Origin of the sequence: Citrobacter sp. RHBSTW-00017, from assembly GCF_013797615.1 — a bacterium.
Classification (GTDB): Bacteria; Pseudomonadota; Gammaproteobacteria; order Enterobacterales; family Enterobacteriaceae; genus Citrobacter; species Citrobacter braakii.
Map to the genome: position 1 here is coordinate 1,057,215 of NZ_CP056899.1, position 17,557 is coordinate 1,074,771.

General features: G+C 54.2%; 17 protein-coding genes. 13 read left to right on the plus strand and 4 right to left on the minus strand.

Annotated elements, in window-relative coordinates:
* Positions 1-9 precede the first annotated feature (9 nt).
* From pgaB to HV037_RS05215, 5 genes are all read left to right on the plus strand, one after another.
* Positions 10-2,031, plus strand: coding sequence for a poly-beta-1,6-N-acetyl-D-glucosamine N-deacetylase PgaB (gene pgaB, locus HV037_RS05195; protein WP_016157399.1), 2,022 nt, complete (start codon positions 10-12; stop codon positions 2,029-2,031).
* Entirely contained in the window at positions 2,028-3,362 is a 1,335-nt protein-coding gene (pgaC, locus tag HV037_RS05200; RefSeq protein ID WP_103284188.1) for a poly-beta-1,6-N-acetyl-D-glucosamine synthase, read from the plus strand. Before pgaB ends, pgaC begins: the two co-directional genes overlap by 4 nt.
* Positions 3,359-3,865 (plus strand): poly-beta-1,6-N-acetyl-D-glucosamine biosynthesis protein PgaD, encoded by a 507-nt coding sequence (gene pgaD / locus HV037_RS05205; RefSeq protein WP_016154304.1) that lies wholly within the window; start codon positions 3,359-3,361, stop codon positions 3,863-3,865. Before pgaC ends, pgaD begins: the two co-directional genes overlap by 4 nt.
* An 82-nt stretch (positions 3,866-3,947) precedes the next feature.
* Positions 3,948-4,178, plus strand: coding sequence for a 4Fe-4S mono-cluster protein YjdI (gene yjdI, locus HV037_RS05210; RefSeq protein WP_103284187.1), 231 nt, complete (start codon positions 3,948-3,950; stop codon positions 4,176-4,178).
* An 11-nt stretch (positions 4,179-4,189) separates the two neighbouring features.
* Positions 4,190-4,462 carry a GNAT family N-acetyltransferase gene (locus HV037_RS05215; protein ID WP_016157396.1) on the plus strand — a complete coding sequence of 91 codons (273 nt, stop codon included), beginning with the start codon at positions 4,190-4,192 and terminating at the stop codon, positions 4,460-4,462.
* Between the two features lie 42 nt (positions 4,463-4,504).
* Here the strand turns inward: HV037_RS05215 and HV037_RS05220 are convergent, their stop codons facing one another.
* Positions 4,505-5,434: a LysR substrate-binding domain-containing protein gene (locus tag HV037_RS05220; protein ID WP_046276120.1), complete on the minus strand. Its 930-nt coding sequence runs from the start codon at positions 5,432-5,434 to the stop codon at positions 4,505-4,507.
* 391 nt (positions 5,435-5,825) lie between these two features.
* Here HV037_RS05220 and HV037_RS05225 point away from each other — a divergent pair, with 391 nt between their 5' ends.
* The 7 genes from HV037_RS05225 to HV037_RS05255 all read left to right on the plus strand — a co-directional run bounded on the left by HV037_RS05225 (position 5,826) and on the right by HV037_RS05255 (position 14,330).
* Positions 5,826-6,431, plus strand: a complete 606-nt coding sequence (locus tag HV037_RS05225) for an ankyrin repeat domain-containing protein (RefSeq protein WP_016157395.1) — start codon at positions 5,826-5,828, stop codon at positions 6,429-6,431.
* A gap of 126 nt (positions 6,432-6,557) precedes the next feature.
* The gene (locus HV037_RS05230; RefSeq protein ID WP_047414397.1) at positions 6,558-7,346 is read left to right on the plus strand and encodes a DUF2877 domain-containing protein; all 789 of its coding nucleotides are present in this window, start codon (positions 6,558-6,560) and stop codon (positions 7,344-7,346) included.
* Complete coding sequence (gene fdrA, locus HV037_RS05235; RefSeq protein WP_103284186.1) at positions 7,324-8,871, plus strand: acyl-CoA synthetase FdrA; 1,548 nt, start codon at positions 7,324-7,326, stop codon at positions 8,869-8,871. The genes HV037_RS05230 and fdrA overlap by 23 nt, the downstream gene beginning before the upstream one ends.
* Positions 8,871-10,289, plus strand: a complete 1,419-nt coding sequence (locus tag HV037_RS05240) for a DUF1116 domain-containing protein (protein WP_016154297.1) — start codon at positions 8,871-8,873, stop codon at positions 10,287-10,289. The genes fdrA and HV037_RS05240 overlap by 1 nt, the downstream gene beginning before the upstream one ends.
* A 118-nt stretch (positions 10,290-10,407) precedes the next feature.
* Positions 10,408-11,958, plus strand: a complete 1,551-nt coding sequence (locus HV037_RS05245) for a xanthine permease (protein ID WP_103284185.1) — start codon at positions 10,408-10,410, stop codon at positions 11,956-11,958.
* A 26-nt stretch (positions 11,959-11,984) separates the two neighbouring features.
* Positions 11,985-12,935 carry a carbamate kinase family protein gene (locus HV037_RS05250; RefSeq protein WP_016154295.1) on the plus strand — a complete coding sequence of 317 codons (951 nt, stop codon included), beginning with the start codon at positions 11,985-11,987 and terminating at the stop codon, positions 12,933-12,935.
* Positions 12,936-12,947: 12 nt separating this feature from the next.
* Positions 12,948-14,330 carry an amidohydrolase family protein gene (locus tag HV037_RS05255; RefSeq protein WP_080859174.1) on the plus strand — a complete coding sequence of 461 codons (1,383 nt, stop codon included), beginning with the start codon at positions 12,948-12,950 and terminating at the stop codon, positions 14,328-14,330.
* Positions 14,331-14,375: 45 nt separating this feature from the next.
* Here the strand turns inward: HV037_RS05255 and HV037_RS05260 are convergent, their stop codons facing one another.
* Complete coding sequence (locus HV037_RS05260; protein ID WP_103284184.1) at positions 14,376-15,263, minus strand: nickel/cobalt efflux protein RcnA; 888 nt, start codon at positions 15,261-15,263, stop codon at positions 14,376-14,378.
* A 120-nt stretch (positions 15,264-15,383) separates the two neighbouring features.
* On the opposite strand from HV037_RS05260, the gene rcnR reads away from it, so the two are divergent.
* Entirely contained in the window at positions 15,384-15,656 is a 273-nt protein-coding gene (gene rcnR, locus HV037_RS05265; RefSeq protein ID WP_016154292.1) for a Ni(II)/Co(II)-binding transcriptional repressor RcnR, read from the plus strand.
* Positions 15,657-15,709: 53 nt separating this feature from the next.
* Here rcnR and HV037_RS05270 read toward each other — a convergent pair whose 3' ends face one another.
* Both HV037_RS05270 and HV037_RS05275 read right to left on the minus strand, forming a co-directional pair.
* A complete protein-coding gene (locus tag HV037_RS05270; RefSeq protein WP_029139645.1) occupies positions 15,710-16,939 on the minus strand; it encodes an amino acid permease in 1,230 nt (409 codons plus the stop codon).
* Positions 16,940-17,081: 142 nt separating this feature from the next.
* The gene (locus HV037_RS05275; RefSeq protein ID WP_016154290.1) at positions 17,082-17,537 is read right to left on the minus strand and encodes a multidrug/biocide efflux PACE transporter; all 456 of its coding nucleotides are present in this window, start codon (positions 17,535-17,537) and stop codon (positions 17,082-17,084) included.
* Positions 17,538-17,557: the final 20 nt, after the last annotated feature.

Here is a 17,557-nt window from a genome sequence, read left to right on the forward strand (position 1 = left end):
GGATTGTTCATGCTGAAAAGATGCCTGTGGCTTAGCGCATTAATCGCTGGCTGGTTGATGATTACCGCGTGCAGTAGCGCGCACAATACAACGCCTCGCTACGTTCCTCCCGCAGAGAGAACGCCGCTGACGGCGGATCATCCGTGGCCGAAAAATAGCTTCCTGGTGCTCGGCTACCACGATGTCGAGGATGGTGCCGCCGACCAGCGCTATCTTTCTGTGCGCACCAGCGCGTTGAGCGACCAAATGGCCTGGCTGCGTGATAATGGCTATAACCCGATCAGCGTGCAGCAAATCCTGGACGCCCATGACGGTAAAATCGTGTTGCCGGAAAAAGCGGTATTACTCACCTTTGATGACGGATATAGCAGTTTTTATACCCGCGTCTGGCCGCTGCTGAAAGCCTACAACTGGCCTGCGCTTTGGGCGCCGGTGGGGAGTTGGGTTGATGCTCCCGCCAACAAAAAAGTCGATTTTGGCGGCTTAATGACGGCGCGAGATAAATTCGCCACCTGGAAAATGGTCGAAGAGATGGGCAAATCACCGTTGGTGGAAGTCGGTGCGCACACCTGGAATTCGCATTTCGGTGCACAAGCCAACCCGCAGGGAAGTAAAGAACCGGCGGTGGCGAACCGCCTGTATGATAAGAAAACCGGCACTTACGAAACGGATGAACAGTACACGCGCCGTATAAACGCGGATATCTCTCTCATCACCAACAAGATCAAATCGGTGACCGGGAAATCACCGCGCGCGTGGGTCTGGCCTTACGGTGCGGCCAATGGCACAACGTTAAACCTGGCTAAAGAGCATGGCTATAAGATGGCCTTCACGCTCAACGAAGGGTTGGCGAATGCCGCGTTTCTTGATGACATCCCGCGCGTGCTAATCTCTGATAACCCCTCTCTTAAGCGCTTTGCCAGCCAGGTCGCTCAGGTACGTGAACCGCAGACGATGCGCGTGATGCATGTCGATCTGGATTACGTGTATGACAAGGACCCTGCTCAGCAGAAGCGAAACATCGACAAACTCATCCAGCGCGTTTATGACATGCGTATTTCTCATGTCTTCCTGCAGGCCTACGCCGATCCGCAGGGCGACGGAAATATTCGCGAGCTCTATTTCCCTAACCGCTGGCTGCCGATGCGTGCCGACCTCTTTAACTATATCTCCTGGCAGTTACAAACGCGGGCAGGGGTGACGGTGTATGCCTGGATGCCGGTTCTGGCTTTCGATCTCGACGCTTCCATCCCACGCGTAACTGCCTGGGATCCGAAAACGGGACGTACAGCGATCAACCGCGAGAATTATGTCCGTCTGTCCCCCTGGAGCAGCGAAGCGCGTCAGCGCATCACTGAAATCTATGAAGACCTGGCCAAACACGCCAGCTTCAAAGGGATTTTGTTCCATGACGATGCTTTCCTGACGGACTTTGAAGACGCGTCACCGGAGGCGTTGGCTGCCTACCGCGCCGCAGGGCTTCCCGGAAGCATTGAGCAAATCCGTAGCAATCCACAGGCGTTCGAGCGCTGGACGCGACTGAAAAGTAAGGTGCTGATCGACTTCACCAAACAACTGACCCAGGCGGTGCGTAATATTCGCGGTCCGCAGGTGCAGACGGCGCGCAATATTTACGCCATGCCGGTACTGGAGCCGGAGAGTGAAGCCTGGTTTGCGCAGAACCTGAATGATTTCCTCAATACCTATGACTGGACGGCACCGATGGCGATGCCTTTCATGGAGCAGATCCCGGCTAATGATGCCAACGCCTGGCTCGACAGATTAGTGAATGCCGTTGCACAAACGCCCGGCGCGCTGGACAAAACCGTGTTTGAACTACAGGCACGAGACTGGCGTAAATCCGGGGACGAGGCTGAAATCAGCGGAAAACAAATAGCCGAATGGATGCGCCAGCTGAAATTAAGCGGTGCAGGTAACTACGGCTATTACCCGGATGATTTCATCAGCGACAAACCTGAGATGTCAGAGATTCGCTCGACGTTCTCCTCATACTGGTACCCGCAAAAATGACCGATCGCATAATTGCTTTCCTGATACTTTGCCTGATGTTCAGCCTGCCGTTTGGCGTGGCGGTCATCTTTACAGGTGAAGTGATGTTGAACTTCGTCTTCTTCTGGCCTTTGTTTATGTCTGCTTTGTGGATAAGCGGCGGGGTCTATTTCTGGTTCTACCGTGAGCGTCACTGGAAATGGGGAGATGACACACCGCCACCGACGCTGGAGGGGAATCCGCTGGTTTCCATTCTGATCCCCTGTTTTAACGAAGGGATCAATGCGCGCGAAACCATTGAGGCCGCGCTGGCGCAGCGATATAAAAATATTGAAGTGATTGCCATCAACGATGGTTCAACGGATGACACCCACGACGTGCTGGAACAACTGGCGGTGGAATACCCCAGTCTGCGGGTGATTCATCTGGCTGAAAACCAGGGCAAAGCGCTGGCGCTCAAGACCGGGGCAGCAGCGGCGCGCAGTGATTACCTGGTGTGTATTGATGGCGATGCGTTACTGGACCGTGATGCCGTTGCCTATATTGTGGCGCCGCTGATCCAGTTCCCGCGCGTCGGTGCGGTGACCGGGAACCCACGTATTCGAACCCGCTCCACCTTAATCGGTCGGGTGCAGGTCGGGGAGTTTTCTTCCATTATCGGCTTGATTAAGCGCACTCAGCGAGTTTATGGGCAGATCTTTACCGTTTCCGGCGTGGTTGCTGCGTTTCGTCGTCGCGCGCTGGCCGAGGTCGGTTACTGGAGCTCGGACATGATCACCGAAGACATCGATATCAGTTGGAAGCTGCAATTGCGCCACTGGTCGATATTCTTTGAGCCGCGCGCACTGTGCTGGATCCTGATGCCTGAAACGTTAAGAGGGTTATGGAAACAACGACTGCGCTGGGCGCAAGGCGGTGCGGAGGTGTTTATCGTGAACATGCGCCGCCTGTGGTCATGGGAATATCGCCGTATGTGGCCGCTGTTTTTTGAGTTCTGTTTTTCTACCACCTGGGCGTTTGCCTATGCGATCAGTATCGTGCTGTTCCTGTTAGGGCTGATGATCCCGATGCCGGACTCGCTGTATGTACAACATCTGTTCCCGCCGGCCTTTACTGGGCTTATCCTCGGTGTGGTGTGCTTGCTGCAGTTTGCGGTGAGTCTGATGATTGAGCGGCGCTATGAAAAAGGCATTGGCGCGTCGTTGTTCTGGATTATCTGGTTCCCGGTGGTGTACTGGATGCTAAGCCTGTTCACCACGCTGGTCGCCTTCCCGAAAGTAATGCTCAAACGCAAACGCGGCAGGGCGCGTTGGGTGAGTCCCGATCGTGGAATTGGGAGGATCGAATCATGAGCCAGCCGCTGATCTTTACGGAGCAGCGTTTGCTGCCGCGCATCATTGACGTGTTGTTAACGCTTTTTGCCTGGGTTGGTTTTTTATATTTGATCTATAAAGGGCTGATCACCGCTCTGGCGCACTCACCTTATATAGGCGTGCGACCCTTTTTCACCACGCTGGATACGGTCACGTTTTACATCCTTGTCGCGCTGGTCAACGGACTGGTGCTGATTGGTTGGGCGAAGTACAACCAGTTTCGTTTTCGGGTGGAACGTCGCAGTCGCAGGCCCGGACTGGAAGACCATGAGCTGGCGGAAAGTTTACGTATTACCCGGGAACTGGTGACAGAGCTGAACAAAGCGCGGGTGCTGACGGTTCACCATCATGAAAGTGGTGAAATCAGTCATATCGATGTGGACAGGGACATCGCCGATAACCGTCTACCGCCGCCGACGCCTGCGATGCTGGAGTATTTGCCGCCAGAGCCGCAGCCGTTGTTGCAGAAAAGGCCTGAGTGATATTTCTACTTTCAGTTGCTTCCTTCAGCCTCGCACAGGTCTATGATTAGACCCAGACAATAAAAAAATGCGAGGCAATGTCGTGGATAAGGAACTACTGGATGCCGGTTACCGGGCCTATACCGGCGAGAAGATTGACGTCTACTTCAATACGGCGATATGTCAACACTCGGGCAACTGCGTCCGGGGAAGCGCAGCGCTTTTTAACCTGAAGCGTAAACCGTGGATCATTCCGGATGAAGTGGATGTCGCGACGGTCATTAAAGAGATTGATACCTGTCCGAGCGGTGCGCTGAAATATCGCCAGAAATGAGTGAGGGGACCATGGAAATTCTTGCAGGCCACAACAAATTTTATGTTAACGATGCCGAAGGCAATCAGGTTGCCGAGATTGTCTTCGTGCCGACGGGTGAGCATCTGAGCATCATTGAACATACCGATGTCGACCCCAGCCTGAAAGGCCAGGGGGTCGGTAAACTGCTGGTGGCGAAGGTGGTGGAGAAAATGCGCGCCGAAAACCGCAAAGTTATTCCGCTGTGCCCGTTTGCCAAACATGAGTTTGATAAAACCCGCGAGTATGACGATATTCGCGCCTGATAATCTTACGTACGCCGGAAGGCATGACCGCCGTCCGGCGCATCACTCCCGATGCAGCAAATCCTGATAAATTCCCGTCAATACCCCTTGTGGGCCAAACTCTTTTTTAATCCACTGGGTTACACGACCGGTGGCCGAATGCTGGGTCGCCAGCAGCATCCTTGAATCCTGACGCGGGTTGTGGATCTGCCGCGTGACCAGCAACGACTTTTCCATCGCCTCGCGTACCATATAGTCCGGCAGAAAACCGATGCCCTCACCCAGGATCTGGCACTGGCATTTGGTATTAAAATCAGGAACCAGAATCGACTCCTGTCCGTGTAACAGCCAGCCGACCTTCTTGTTGATGGTGTGCGCGGTGTCTTCCACCATGATGTTCGGGTACAGGCGCAGCTGGCTCTCAGAAATCGGTTCAGGCATAAAAGCCAGCGGATGATCCGGGGCAATCGCAAACGACCAACGGATCGCGCCGATCTCGGTGTAATCAATCCCCCCGCCGTCCAGTAACGTATCCGGCGCGCCGATAGCGATGTTGGCGAGGTTGTTAATGATCGAATCCCAGACGCCGTTATACACCTCGGTGGTGACGGTTATCTGGCAGGTTGGAAACTGTTTCTTGAGTACCTGCAGCAGTCGTGCCGTATGTTGAGGGGTATACAACAGTTGATTAATACAGATGCGTACCCGGGCTTCAATGCCCTGAGCAATGGTATCAATACTGCGCTTGATGGCGTGGAAATCGTTGAGCAGGTCGGTCGCCTTGCGAAACAGATAGCGTCCGGACTCGGTCAGCTCAATGCTGCGGGTACTGCGGGTAAACAGCACCACGTCGAGCCCCACCTCCATGCGCTTAATGGTGTAACTAATTGCTGATGTGGTTAAGCCAAGTTCCTCAGCCGCCTTGCTGAAGCTGCTGTAGCGGGCTGCCATCGTAAATGCCAGCAGGTTTTCCTCGGTAAAAATTGAATTCATCTTCCTCCCCTCCGGCGACAAACGCGCATCCGCGACGCGATGATTATTGAATGTATTTGTAATCCTTATGCAGAGCAATCAGTTTTGAACAGAATTTAACACTAGTTTTACAATTGATTTGAAGGCAATCACACTTCTGTATATTAATTGCAGGCCGCTATCCGTGTAGCATCACGCCTGATTTTCCTGACAACTGATTAATGGCTAAAAGCGGCTCTGTCATAAGGAAAAGATTGCACTACAGCACGTTTTGTTCTCATTGTTAAATTTGATTCAATAATCGACACGCTTACGATGAATGAAATTTAAGCGGATATTATTCTCTGCACTCTGTTGCTATTCTCAACTTATCGGATATTTAAAAAGTCTAAAAAACTGCAGGAGAGCGATTATGTCAGAGAAAGAACTCATTACTGAATTTCTGCTGGCGGCAGAGCAGGGTGATGCCGATGGATTAAAATCCTGCCTGGCAAAAAATGTGGATATTAATGCCACTAACCGCCAGGGGCGCACTGCCATAATTATTGCCAGCCTGAATAAACATTATGACTGTGTTTCTTTATTGATTGCCGCCGGTGCCGATATTAATAAACAGGATCAAACCTGTTTTAATCCATTCCTGATTAGCTGTCTGACTAACGATTTAACGCTGCTGCGTACCGTATTACCGGCCAATCCCGATCTTAATTGCCTGAGCCGTTTTGGCGGCGTCGGTATTACGCCAGCCAGCGAAAAAGGTCATGTAGAGATCGTGCGCGAACTGCTGCTGCGTACCGATATCAATGTTAATCATACCAACTTTGTCGGCTGGACGCCGTTACTGGAAGCCATCGTGCTTAATGACGGCGGCGCGAAACAGCAGGAAATCGTCAAGCTGCTGCTCGACCATGGCGCAAACCCGCACATGACGGATAAATACGGTAAAACCCCGCTGGAGCTGGCGCGGGAGAAAGGATACCACGAAATTGCCGAGCTGCTGATTGCGGCCGGAGCCTGACAGAGGAGCGCTACTATCGCTACGCCATCACGGCGATGCGTACGGGCGCTAACCGCAGACGGCGCGTTTCTCGCTTTCCGGGGAACGGGACGGGTTGAACAGGTTTTTTCCCGCGCGGTAAACCTGTTGATACCCGAACAGCAGCGGTTGCTGACGTTACTGAGTGAAGGTTGTGATAACGCGCCTAACAGCTGTCGGCTGGCGCTGACGCATTGTGAAGAGCTGTTTCACCCCGGTGAGAGAGTCAGTTTTACCGAATCGGGGATAGCCGTTGGCAACGATAAATGGATAGAAACTTCCGGTTGTCTGCCGTGGCGCATACCACGGTGGAGGCTTGATGCAATAAGCCTTGCTGCAATCCGCTGGCTGCGCTGGGAAGAGGTTATCCGCCAACAGCTAAGAAGCGCTGACACATTATTTCTGTACCAGGGGGATAACCCGTTTTATCTGGAAATCACCCGCCAATTACTTAATCGCCGACAAACATTACTGGCGGCGTTGCATACAGGAGAAAATATCTCTACAGCGGTCAGCCATTTAATTGGTCTGGGGATTGGTCTGACGCCCTCATCTGATGACTATTTAGTGGGTTTAAGCACTATTTTATTTATTCCTGGACATCCGCTGGGGAAATATCGTGATGATTTTTTAGCAGCCTTACAACGTGCCGGAAATAATACCACGCTACTCAGCAAAATAACGCTAGAGGAAGCCTTTCATCAACGTTATCGGGAAAGCGTCGGACGGCTGCTGAACCATATTATTACTGAGCAACAACCCGTTTCTACGCAATATATTACTGACATTAAAAATATCGGCTCAAGTTCTGGCTGCGACATGCTGTATGGCATGGCGGATGCCTGCGCCCTGAGCCACAGGTCCGGAGGGAATTATGTCGATCAGGATAGTTGTTAAAAAGAACACGTATTTTGATTCTGTCTCACTGATGTCTATCTCCACACGCGCAAATAAGCTCGATGGCGTTGAGCAGGCGTTCGTGGCTATGGCGACAGAAATGAATAAGGGCGTACTGAAGAATCTCGGTCTGCTCACGCCTGAACTTGAAGAGGCGAAAAGTGGCGACCTGATGATTGTCATTAAAGGTGCCAGCGAGGCGGCGAACGATCAGACGCTGGTGGCGATTGAAGACTTGTTTACGCATAAAGAGCAGGGGGGGCAGCATGAAGCGCGCTATGCCACGCTTGCCAGTGCGAAGAAGCATGTTCCTGACAGCAACCTGGCGGTGATCTCGGTCAATGGTCTGTTTGCCGGGCGTGAAGCGCGTCAGGCGCTGCAAAATAACCTCAACGTGATGCTGTTCTCTGACAACGTCTCTCTTGAAGACGAACTGGCGCTCAAGCAGCTGGCGCATGAAAAAGGGCTGCTGATGATGGGGCCCGATTGCGGAACCGCCATTATTAACGGCGCGGCGCTGTGTTTTGGCAATGCGGTGCGTCGCGGCAACATCGGAATTGTTGGTGCCTCCGGTACCGGTAGCCAGGAGCTGAGCGTACGCATTCACGAGTTTGGCGGCGGGATTTCCCAACTGATTGGCACCGGTGGACGCGATCTGAGCGAAAAGATTGGCGGCCTGATGATGCTTGACGCGATTGGTATGCTGGAGGCCGATCCGCAAACCGAGATCATCGCGCTTATCTCCAAACCTCCTGCGCCAACAGTGGCGCGCAAGGTGCTGGAACGTGCGCGCGCCTGCCATAAGCCCGTCGTGGTGTGTTTCCTCGGACGTGAAGCCGCGCCTGCGGATGAAAACGGTCTGCTGTTTGCACGCGGCACTAAAGAGGCGGCGCTGAAAGCGGTACTGCTGACTGGCGTGAAAAAAGAGAGTCTGGATCTGCATCCGCTCAACTGGCCGCTGATTGAAGAAGTCCGCGTCCGCCTGACCCCGCAGCAAAAGTACATTCGCGGCTTGTTCTGTGGCGGCACGCTGTGCGATGAGGCGATGTTTGCTGCCATGGAAAAACATGCGGAGGTTTACAGCAACATTCATCCGGATCCGGCTTTTCGCCTGACAGATCTCAACCGCAGCGTGGGACATACCTTCCTTGATTTCGGAGATGACGATTTTACCAACGGTAAACCGCACCCGATGATCGATCCAACCAACCGCATTAGTCGTCTGTTGCAGGAAGCACGCGATCCTGAAGTCGGCGTGATCGTTATGGACTTTGTTCTTGGATATGGATCACATGAAGATCCGGTTGGCGTGATGATCGAGGCGATCGTCAAAGCCAAAGCGATCGCCGCCGCAGAGGGGCGTCCGCTTGAGATCCTCGGCTACGTGCTGGGAACCGATCTCGATACGCCGTCGCTGGAAAAACAGTGCCAGATGCTGACCGATGCAGGCGTGATCTGGGCGAGCAGTAGCACCAATACCGGATTGCTGGCGCGTGAATTTATCTGTAAAGGGGAGGAAGCCTGATGAGCCAGACACTGTTTAACCAGCCGCTGAACGTGATTAACGTCGGCATCGCGATGTTCAGCGATGACCTGAAAAAGCAGAATGTTCCCGTGACCCAGCTCGACTGGACGCCGCCGGGCCAGGGCAACATGCAGGTCGTGGCCGCACTGGACGAAATTGCCGATTCGCCGCTGGCTGACAAAATCGCTGCCGCTAACCAGCAGGCGCTGGAACGCATTATCCAGTCGCATCCGGTGCTGATTGGCTATGACCAGGCGATCAACGTCGTGCCGGGCATGACCCGCAACACCATCCTGCACGCCGGACCGCCCATCTGCTGGGAAAAAATGTGCGGCGCAATGAAGGGCGCGGTCACCGGGGCTTTGGTGTTTGAAGGACTGGCGAAAGATCTGGATGAAGCCGCCGACCTGGCCGCCTCGGGTGAAATCATCTTCTCACCGTGCCACGAGCATGACTGTGTCGGTTCGATGGCGGGTGTGACGTCGGCGTCGATGTTTATGCACATCGTCGAGAACAAAACCTACGGCAACCGCGCATACACCAATATGAGCGAGCAGATGGCGAAGATCCTGCGCATGGGCGCGAACGATCAGAGCGTTATCGATCGCCTGAACTGGATGCGCGATGTGATGGGACCGATGCTGCGCGACGCCATGAAGCTGGCGGGCGAAATCGATCTGCGCCTGATGCTGGCGCAGGCGCTGCACATGGGCGATGAGTGCCATAACCGCAATAACGCCGGGACGGCGCTACTGATACAGGCACTGACGCCGTGGATTATTCAGACCGGCTATCCGGTTGAGCAGCAGCGTGAGGTATTCGAGTTCGTCCTCAGCAGCGATTACTTCTCCGGACCGACCTGGATGGCGATGTGTAAAGCCGCAATGGACGCCGCACACGGGATCGAATACAGCACCGTAGTCACGACGATGGCGCGTAACGGCGTTGAATTCGGTCTGCGCATCAGCGGCTTACCGGGTCAGTGGTTTACCGGTCCGGCGCAGCAGGTGATTGGCCCGATGTTTGCGGGCTATAAGCCCGAAGATTCCGGACGTGATATCGGTGATAGCGCAATTACCGAAACCTACGGCATCGGCGGTTTTGCCATGGCCACGGCACCGGCCATCGTGGCGCTGGTGGGCGGTACGGTTGAAGAGGCGGTCGATTTCTCTCGCCAGATGCGTGAAATCACTCTCGGCGAAAACCCCAACGTTACTATTCCGTTACTTGGTTTTATGGGCGTACCGACCGCTATCGACATTACGCGCGTGGGTAGCACCGGCATTCTGCCGGTGATTAACACCGCAATTGCGCACAAAGATGCGGGGATCGGCATGATCGGCGCCGGAATAGTCCATCCGCCGTTCGCCTGTTTTGAAAAGGCGATCCTCAACTGGCGCGACCGCTACTGCCAATAACAACAATCGGGGCTAACGCTGTTAGCCCCACAGTAGCGAAGCAAAAAAACGTTGCTTACCTGCAGGGCTGGGCGATCCCCGGGATCGCAAACGATGCTTAACCTGTTAAGGATATTCCATGAACAGCATAAAACTAGAATGGAAACGTGGTGACTGGGCTGCTTACTTTGGGCTGATGACCAACAACCTGACTAACCTGCTGACAATGATGGGGCTGCTCATTTTTTTCGTCGGGATCCCTACCGAAATTGTCTATGGTCGCATTGCGCCTGCCTTTGGTCTGGCGGTGCTGGTGGCCAGCGTCTGCTACGCCTGGTTTGGCCTGCAGATGGCAAAGCACACCGGGCGTAAAGACGTGACGGCGCTGCCGTCCGGGCCGAGCGCACCGTCAATTTTTACCGTGACCTTCCTGGTGCTAATGCCGGTATATCAGCAAACCAAAGATGCCAACTTTGCTATCCAGATAGCCCTGGTGTGGTGCTTTGTAGAAGCGTTGATCCTGGTCGGCGGCTCCTTCCTGGGCGAGACCATCCGCAAGATGATCCCGCGTACGGTTTTACTTTCTTGCCTGTCCGGTCTGGGACTGTTGCTGCTGGCGATGAACCCGATGCTGCAGGCATTTGAAGCGCCGACCGTCTCTTTCATCGTCTTGTTGTTGATCTTCATTAACTGGTTCGGTAAGAAGCCGATTTTTGCCCGCATCCCCACCGGTTTGCTGTTGCTGATTGCCGGTACAGCGTTGGCGTGGATCTCCGGTTTGCAAAGCCCGGAAGCCATTAAATCTTCGATGTCTTCCTTTGGCTTCAACCCGCCGGAAATCCATGTCGACAGCTTCCTGCAGGGTTTGCCGCACGCGCTGCCGTACCTGGCTTCTGCGGTTCCTCTGGGTCTGGCGAACTACATTTTTGACCTTGAGAATATTGAAAGTGCGCATGCGGCGGGTGATGAGTACAACACCCGTAAGGTCATGATGGCGAACGGTTTTGCCTCCATGCTCGGCTGCATGCTGGGCAACCCATTCCCGGTGACCGTATATGTTGGGCATGCGGGCTGGAAAGCGATGGGGGCCAGCATCGGTTATACCCTCGCTTCAGGCATCACCATGTTCCTGGTACCGCTGTTTGGGCTGGGGGCGTTTATGCTCGCGATTATTCCGATGACTGCGATAGTGCCGATTCTGGTGTTTATCGGCGTGGTGACCGCCAACCAGGTGGTGCGAGAGACGCCCAAAGTCGAGGTTCCCGTTATCTTTATCTGCTTGTTCCCGTGGATCGCTAACTGGGCGTTGACCATCGTCAACAGCGTGATGGGCGCCGCCGGAACATCCGCGGGGAAACTGGGCAGCGACCTGCTGCACAGCAAAGGTGTCTATTACGATGGGCTGGTGCATCTGGGAAGCGGCGCGCCGCTGGCCAGTATGCTGTGGGGCTGCGTCGCTATCTTCGCCATTATGAATAAGCCGCTGCGTGGGGCGATTGCCGCAGCTTTTGGCGCGCTGTTATCGCTGTTTGGTGTGATCCACTCTCCGGCGGTTGGCTTTGCAGAAGGCAGTTCGATGATGTTTGTTGTGGCCTACCTGATGATGAGCGGCATGTTTGTCCTCAAGCATGTTCTTGATAGCCGTGAAGCGGTGACTGCGCCTGAGCAGGAACCGACGAAAACGACCTGAATCGCCTGTAAGCGGAAGATAACACTATGAAAGAACTTGTGGTCGTTGCCATTGGCGGCAACAGCATTATCAAAGATAACGCCAGCCAGTCGATTGAGCACCAGGCTGAAGCGGTGAAAGCGGTGGCGGACACGGTGCTGGAGATGTTGGCATCGGACTACAACATTGTGCTGACGCACGGAAACGGGCCGCAGGTGGGGCTGGATCTACGGCGTGCGGAAATCGCGCATGAGCGTGAAGGGTTGCCGCTCACCCCGCTGGCAAACTGCGTCGCCGATACGCAGGGCGGGATCGGCTATCTGATCCAACAGGCGCTGAACAACCGCCTGGCGCGGCGCGGTGAGCAGAAGGCGGTTACGGTGGTCACGCAGGTGGAGGTCGACAAAAACGATCCGGGCTTCGCTAACCCGACCAAGCCTATCGGCGCGTTCTTTAGCGAAGCGCAGCGCGATGAACTGCAGCGGGTCAATCCGGGCTGGCGCTTTGTTGAAGATTCGGGACGCGGCTACCGCCGGGTCGTCGCCTCTCCGGAACCGAAGCGTATTGTCGAGGCGGAGGCGATCAAAACGCTGACCCAGCAAGGCTTTGTGGTGATTGGCGCGGGGGGCGGTGGGATCCCGGTGGTGCGTAGCGATCAGGGGGATTATCAGAGCGTGGATGCGGTGATTGATAAAGATCTCTCCACGGCTCTGCTGGCGCAGGAGATCCGCGCTGACATTCTGGTGATCACCACCGGCGTCGAACAGGTCTGTATTCATTTTGGCAAACCCAACCAGCAGGCGCTGGATAAGGTGGATGTCGCAACGATGACCCGTTACATGCAGGAGGGACATTTCCCGCCGGGGAGCATGTTACCCAAAATCGTTGCCAGTCTGGCGTTCCTGGCGCGTGGCGGTAAGCGAGTGATCATCACCACGCCGGAATGCCTGCCGGCCGCACTGCGCGGCGAAACGGGCACCCATATTGTCCATTCCTGAGAGGAAATGTGAATGAAGGAAAGTAACAGCCGCCGTGAATTTTTAAGTCAGAGCGGAAAAATGGTGACCGCTGCCGCGCTGTTTGGCGCAGTGGCTCCGGTCGCGTATGCTGCTAATCCTGTCGGGAACACCTGCGGGGCGAAGAGCACAATGACGATTAACGATAAGCACTATTACCTGGATAACGTCCTGCTGGAAGCGGGGTTTGATTACGAAAACTCGGTGGTGGTGCATACCCATACCGCGCTGCAAACCGTTGAAATTCAGGACGGGAAAATTGTTGCACTGCGTGAGAATAAGCAGCATCCGGATGCGACGCTGCCGCACTACGATGCGGGTGGAAAGCTGATGCTGCCCGCCATGCGCGACATGCACATCCATCTGGATAAAACCTTTTACGGCGGTCCCTGGCGTTCGCTGAATCGCCCGGCTGGCACCACCATTCAGGATATGATCCGCCTTGAGCAAAAGCTGCTGCCTGAACTCCAGCCTTACACGCAGGAGCGCGCGGAAAAGCTCATCGATCTGCTGCAATCAAAAGGCACCTCGATCGCCCGCAGCCACTGCAATATCGAACCGGTTTCCGGGCTGAAAAACCTGGAAAATCTGCAGGCGGTGCTGGCGCGTCGCCAGCCGGGTTTTGCCTGTGAAATCGTGGCGTTTCCGCAGCATGGCCTGCTGTTATCGAAGTCTGAACCGTTGATGCGTGAAGCAATGCAGGCGGGGGCGCATTACGTCGGCGGTCTGGACCCAACCAGTGTGGACGGGGCGATGGAAAAATCCCTCGACACCATGTTCCAGATTGCGCTGGATTACGATAAAGGCGTGGATATCCATCTGCATGAAACCAGCCCGGCGGGCGTTGCGGCGGTGAATTACATGGTGGAAACGGTGGAGAAAACGCCGCAGTTGAAGGGCAAACTGACCATCAGCCACGCATTTGCGCTGGCGACGCTGAACGAACAGCAGGTGGATGCGCTGGCGAGCCGCATGGCGGCGCAGCAGATTACCATTGCCTCGACGGTGCCGATCGGTACCTTGCATATGCCGCTCAAGCAGTTGCGTGACAAAGGCGTGGAAGTGATTACCGGGACCGACAGTGTGATTGACCATTGGTCGCCGTACGGGCTTGGAGACATGCTGGAGAAGGCTAATCTGTACGCGCAGCTCTATATTCGTCCCAATGAACTCAACCTGTCGCGAGCGCTGTTCCTCGCCACCGGCGATGTGCTGCCGCTTAACGATAAAGGTGAGCGCGTCTGGCCGAAGGCGCAGGATGAAGCCAGCTTTGTACTGGTGGATGCCTCCTGCTCAGCGGAAGCGGTCGCGCGAATCTCCCCACGCACCGCGACCTTCCATAAAGGCCAACTGGTGTGGGGGAACGTCGCAAGCTAGCCTGGTTTGATGCGCAGCGGCAATCGCTGCTGCGCTCTCTGCTCGTTAACCGACGATCCCCATATAGCCGTGAATCCCCATATATAAGCCGACCATCGCGATAAGCGCGCTGGAAAAATAGGGGGCTTTGCGTGCCAGTGTGTTAAATCCGCTCCAGCGTTTGGCCGCCTGCTGCACGCTGATTGCCGCTCCCACGCCCACCGTTACCAGCGTTAGCGCCAGCCCGAGGCTGAAGCACAGCACCATGGTGGCACCCAGCGTGAAGGCTTTGAGCTGGATGCAAATCAGCAGTACCGTAATGGCGGCAGGGCAGGGGATCAACCCGCCGGTCAGACCAAACAATAATATTTGGCCGTTGGTGACCTCTTTGCCTGCAAAGCGGCGCTGAATATCGGTAGCATGTGCCCGCTCGTGCGCGTCCTGATACGCTTTCGAACCCTCGCTCAGCCCTGCTAACGCAGCATGGTTATGATCGTGGTCGTGTTCGTGATGATGATGGTGAGCTTCATCGTGGTTATGATGGTGGTGATGGTCATCATGATCATGGTGATGCTCATGATCGTGGTCATGATGCGTCTGGGTCAGCCAGTTCTGTTCTCCCTGCCAGGTTCGCCAGAACATCCAGAATGCGGTCCCGAGAATAATAATCGCCGAGACAAACTGCAGCCACGGCTCAACGGCCTGGGCAGTAAACGCTTTGCTGATATACATCCCGCCGAGCGCAATCAACCATACCACTGCGGTATGCGACAGCGTTGCCGCCAGCCCCAGCATCACCGCCTGTTTGATGGTCCCCTTAATGGCAATAATAAAGGCCGCCATCATCGTCTTGGAATGCCCCGGTTCCAGACCGTGTAACACTCCTAATAGAATCGCGCTGGGAATGAAAAACCAGGCGTTGCCTTGCTGAAGAAGCGTAGAAAACTCACCCATGAGAATGATTCTTCGTTGTTTAATTTTGCCAGATTCTACTCCCCCCCAGTATTAAATACTACCCCCCAGTAGAATGACGATGGTATTGTCGCTACAGCCAGACGTTGAAAAGGTATTGCTATGTCACACACGATCCGCGACAAACAAAAGCTGAAAGCCCGAGCCAGTAAGATTCAGGGGCAAGTAGCGGCGTTGAAAACCATGCTGGATGAACCGCATGAATGCGCGGCGGTATTGCAGCAAATAGCGGCGATCCGCGGTGCGGTAAACGGGTTAATGCGCGAGGTGATTAAAGGTCATCTGACCGAGCACATTGTGCATCAGGGCGATGAAATTAAGCGCGAAGAAGATTTGGATGTGGTTTTGAAAGTACTCGATTCGTACATCAAATAAGTCAGTTTAACGGCTCATCCACATACTGATGAATGAGCCGTTAAAAACACGTTCTAGCCAAAAAACATCACAGATACGCACAGCAGACCGACAATCAGGGTGATCAGATTACCCACTGAACGGTACGGCTTTAGCGCCGGGATCAGATAAGTAGATAATGTCGGCATGATAAACAGAATCATGGCAATCAGCGGCCCGCTAATCGCGTAAATCATTGAAATTGCATTAGGGTTAATGCAGCAAATGATAAACGTAATGGTCGAAACCAGCATAATGGACAGGGCGCGGTTAAAGGCCCGGCTTTTCTTCACTCCCACCTGATGCAACGATGTTTTTACCACCTCCGTTGCCCCTTCAATCACGCCAAAGTAGGTGCCGAGGAACGATTTTGACATCGCCACGACGGCGACAATGATCCCAGAAATCGACAGCCATGCTGGTGCGTTTGGCATCATCGATAGCGCTGACAGAATGGTCACCCCTTCATTTTTCGCGTCCTCGATATAGTTTGTCGGAATCGAAAGCAAACAGCTGAAGACGAAAAACAGCACGCTCAGGCAGATGATGACGTAGGCTACCTTCATGATTTTTTTGCATTTACCCATGGCCTGCTCGCCATATTTCTCACGTCGGTCGATGGCGAACGTCGAGATAATTGGCGTATGGCTAAAAGCGAAAACCATCACGGGAATAGATATCCAAACCTGATGAAGCGTGTGCTGATCGAAAGACATCTGGCCGGTGAGTAGCGTTGGCTGCCAGCTTCCGGTCAGGTAGAGCGAAAGGAACAAAAAGTACGCGATGAGCGGGAACACCAGAAAGCCCATTACCCGAATGGTTGCTTGTCGGCCCATCAGAAAAATCAGGTTCAGCACCAGCACCACGCCAAGACTGACCAGCATGCGAACACGCAGATCGATGGCGATATGTTTTGCCAGTTGTTCAGTGAGTGAATTGGTTATCGCCACGGCGTAGATCAGTACCACCACAAAGAAGGCAATAAAATAGAGGGTCGTGATCAGGCTGCCTATCTTTTTGCCGTAGTAGTGCGTAACTGCACCAGTGATCCCTTCACCTGCCGAGGTTTTTGAGGACAGGATAAACTGGCACAGCGCCTTGTGCGGCCAGTAGGTTAAAGGCCAGGCGACGAGTGCGGTGATAAACAGTACCACCGCGCCTGCAGAACCCAGCTGTATGGGGAGGAAGAGGGTTCCTGCGCCGACGGCAGTCCCATATAGTGCGAAGCTCCAGAGAGTCTCTTCTTTTGACCAAAATTTCGACATTATTTGAACGTATCAACTATAAAATAAACAAAAAGAAGCGCAATTTACCACAAATGGCAGGGGCTGGGGGAGGTGTCAACAAGCGGGCGAGTGAATGGATCAAAAGCCGGAACCGAGAAGATTCCGGCTATTGTTTGAATTATCAGGCAGTAACGCGCTGCTGGCGACGCTTCATAACGCGCTCGCGTAAAGTGTCATAAGCCCAGTTATAGAACATGGTGTATGGCAGGAAGAACAGGAAGAAACCTATTTCCAGCGTGAATGCCTGGAGCAGGCTGACGTTCAGCACATACGCCACGATGCTCACCCCGATGACAATAAAACCGCTCTCGAAGCCTAAGGCGTGGAATGCCCGCACTTTAGCCGTACGTTTTACCAGGTGCGACGGCCACAGTCGGTCAAACAGGGCGTTATAAATGATATTCCAGATCATCGCCGTGGTGGCGAGAAGGATGGTCAGTCCGCCCATTTCCAGCACCGAGCGCTGCATCAACCATGCGGTGGTTGGTGCGAGAATCGCGGTGGCAATGCCCTCAAAGCAGACGGCATGAAAAATTCGCTCCAGTAACGAGCGGCGTTGGACTGTATCGTGTTGCATAATCTAAAACCTTCTTTGAT

What these genes read in the sequence shown, in the direction of transcription:
- pgaB (WP_016157399.1), top strand. Translation starts at nt 10, where the DNA reads ATGCTGAAAAGATGCCTGTGGCTTAGCGCATTAATCGCTGGCTGGTTG.
- pgaC (WP_103284188.1), top strand. Translation starts at nt 2,028, where the DNA reads ATGACCGATCGCATAATTGCTTTCCTGATACTTTGCCTGATGTTCAGC.
- pgaD (WP_016154304.1), top strand. Translation starts at nt 3,359, where the DNA reads ATGAGCCAGCCGCTGATCTTTACGGAGCAGCGTTTGCTGCCGCGCATC.
- HV037_RS05215 (WP_016157396.1), top strand. Translation starts at nt 4,190, where the DNA reads ATGGAAATTCTTGCAGGCCACAACAAATTTTATGTTAACGATGCCGAA.
- HV037_RS05220 (WP_046276120.1), bottom strand. Translation starts at nt 5,434, where the DNA reads ATGAATTCAATTTTTACCGAGGAAAACCTGCTGGCATTTACGATGGCA.
- HV037_RS05225 (WP_016157395.1), top strand. Translation starts at nt 5,826, where the DNA reads ATGTCAGAGAAAGAACTCATTACTGAATTTCTGCTGGCGGCAGAGCAG.
- fdrA (WP_103284186.1), top strand. Translation starts at nt 7,324, where the DNA reads ATGTCGATCAGGATAGTTGTTAAAAAGAACACGTATTTTGATTCTGTC.
- HV037_RS05240 (WP_016154297.1), top strand. Translation starts at nt 8,871, where the DNA reads ATGAGCCAGACACTGTTTAACCAGCCGCTGAACGTGATTAACGTCGGC.
- HV037_RS05245 (WP_103284185.1), top strand. Translation starts at nt 10,408, where the DNA reads ATGAACAGCATAAAACTAGAATGGAAACGTGGTGACTGGGCTGCTTAC.
- HV037_RS05250 (WP_016154295.1), top strand. Translation starts at nt 11,985, where the DNA reads ATGAAAGAACTTGTGGTCGTTGCCATTGGCGGCAACAGCATTATCAAA.
- HV037_RS05255 (WP_080859174.1), top strand. Translation starts at nt 12,948, where the DNA reads ATGAAGGAAAGTAACAGCCGCCGTGAATTTTTAAGTCAGAGCGGAAAA.
- HV037_RS05260 (WP_103284184.1), bottom strand. Translation starts at nt 15,263, where the DNA reads ATGGGTGAGTTTTCTACGCTTCTTCAGCAAGGCAACGCCTGGTTTTTC.
- rcnR (WP_016154292.1), top strand. Translation starts at nt 15,384, where the DNA reads ATGTCACACACGATCCGCGACAAACAAAAGCTGAAAGCCCGAGCCAGT.
- HV037_RS05270 (WP_029139645.1), bottom strand. Translation starts at nt 16,939, where the DNA reads ATGTCGAAATTTTGGTCAAAAGAAGAGACTCTCTGGAGCTTCGCACTA.
- HV037_RS05275 (WP_016154290.1), bottom strand. Translation starts at nt 17,537, where the DNA reads ATGCAACACGATACAGTCCAACGCCGCTCGTTACTGGAGCGAATTTTT.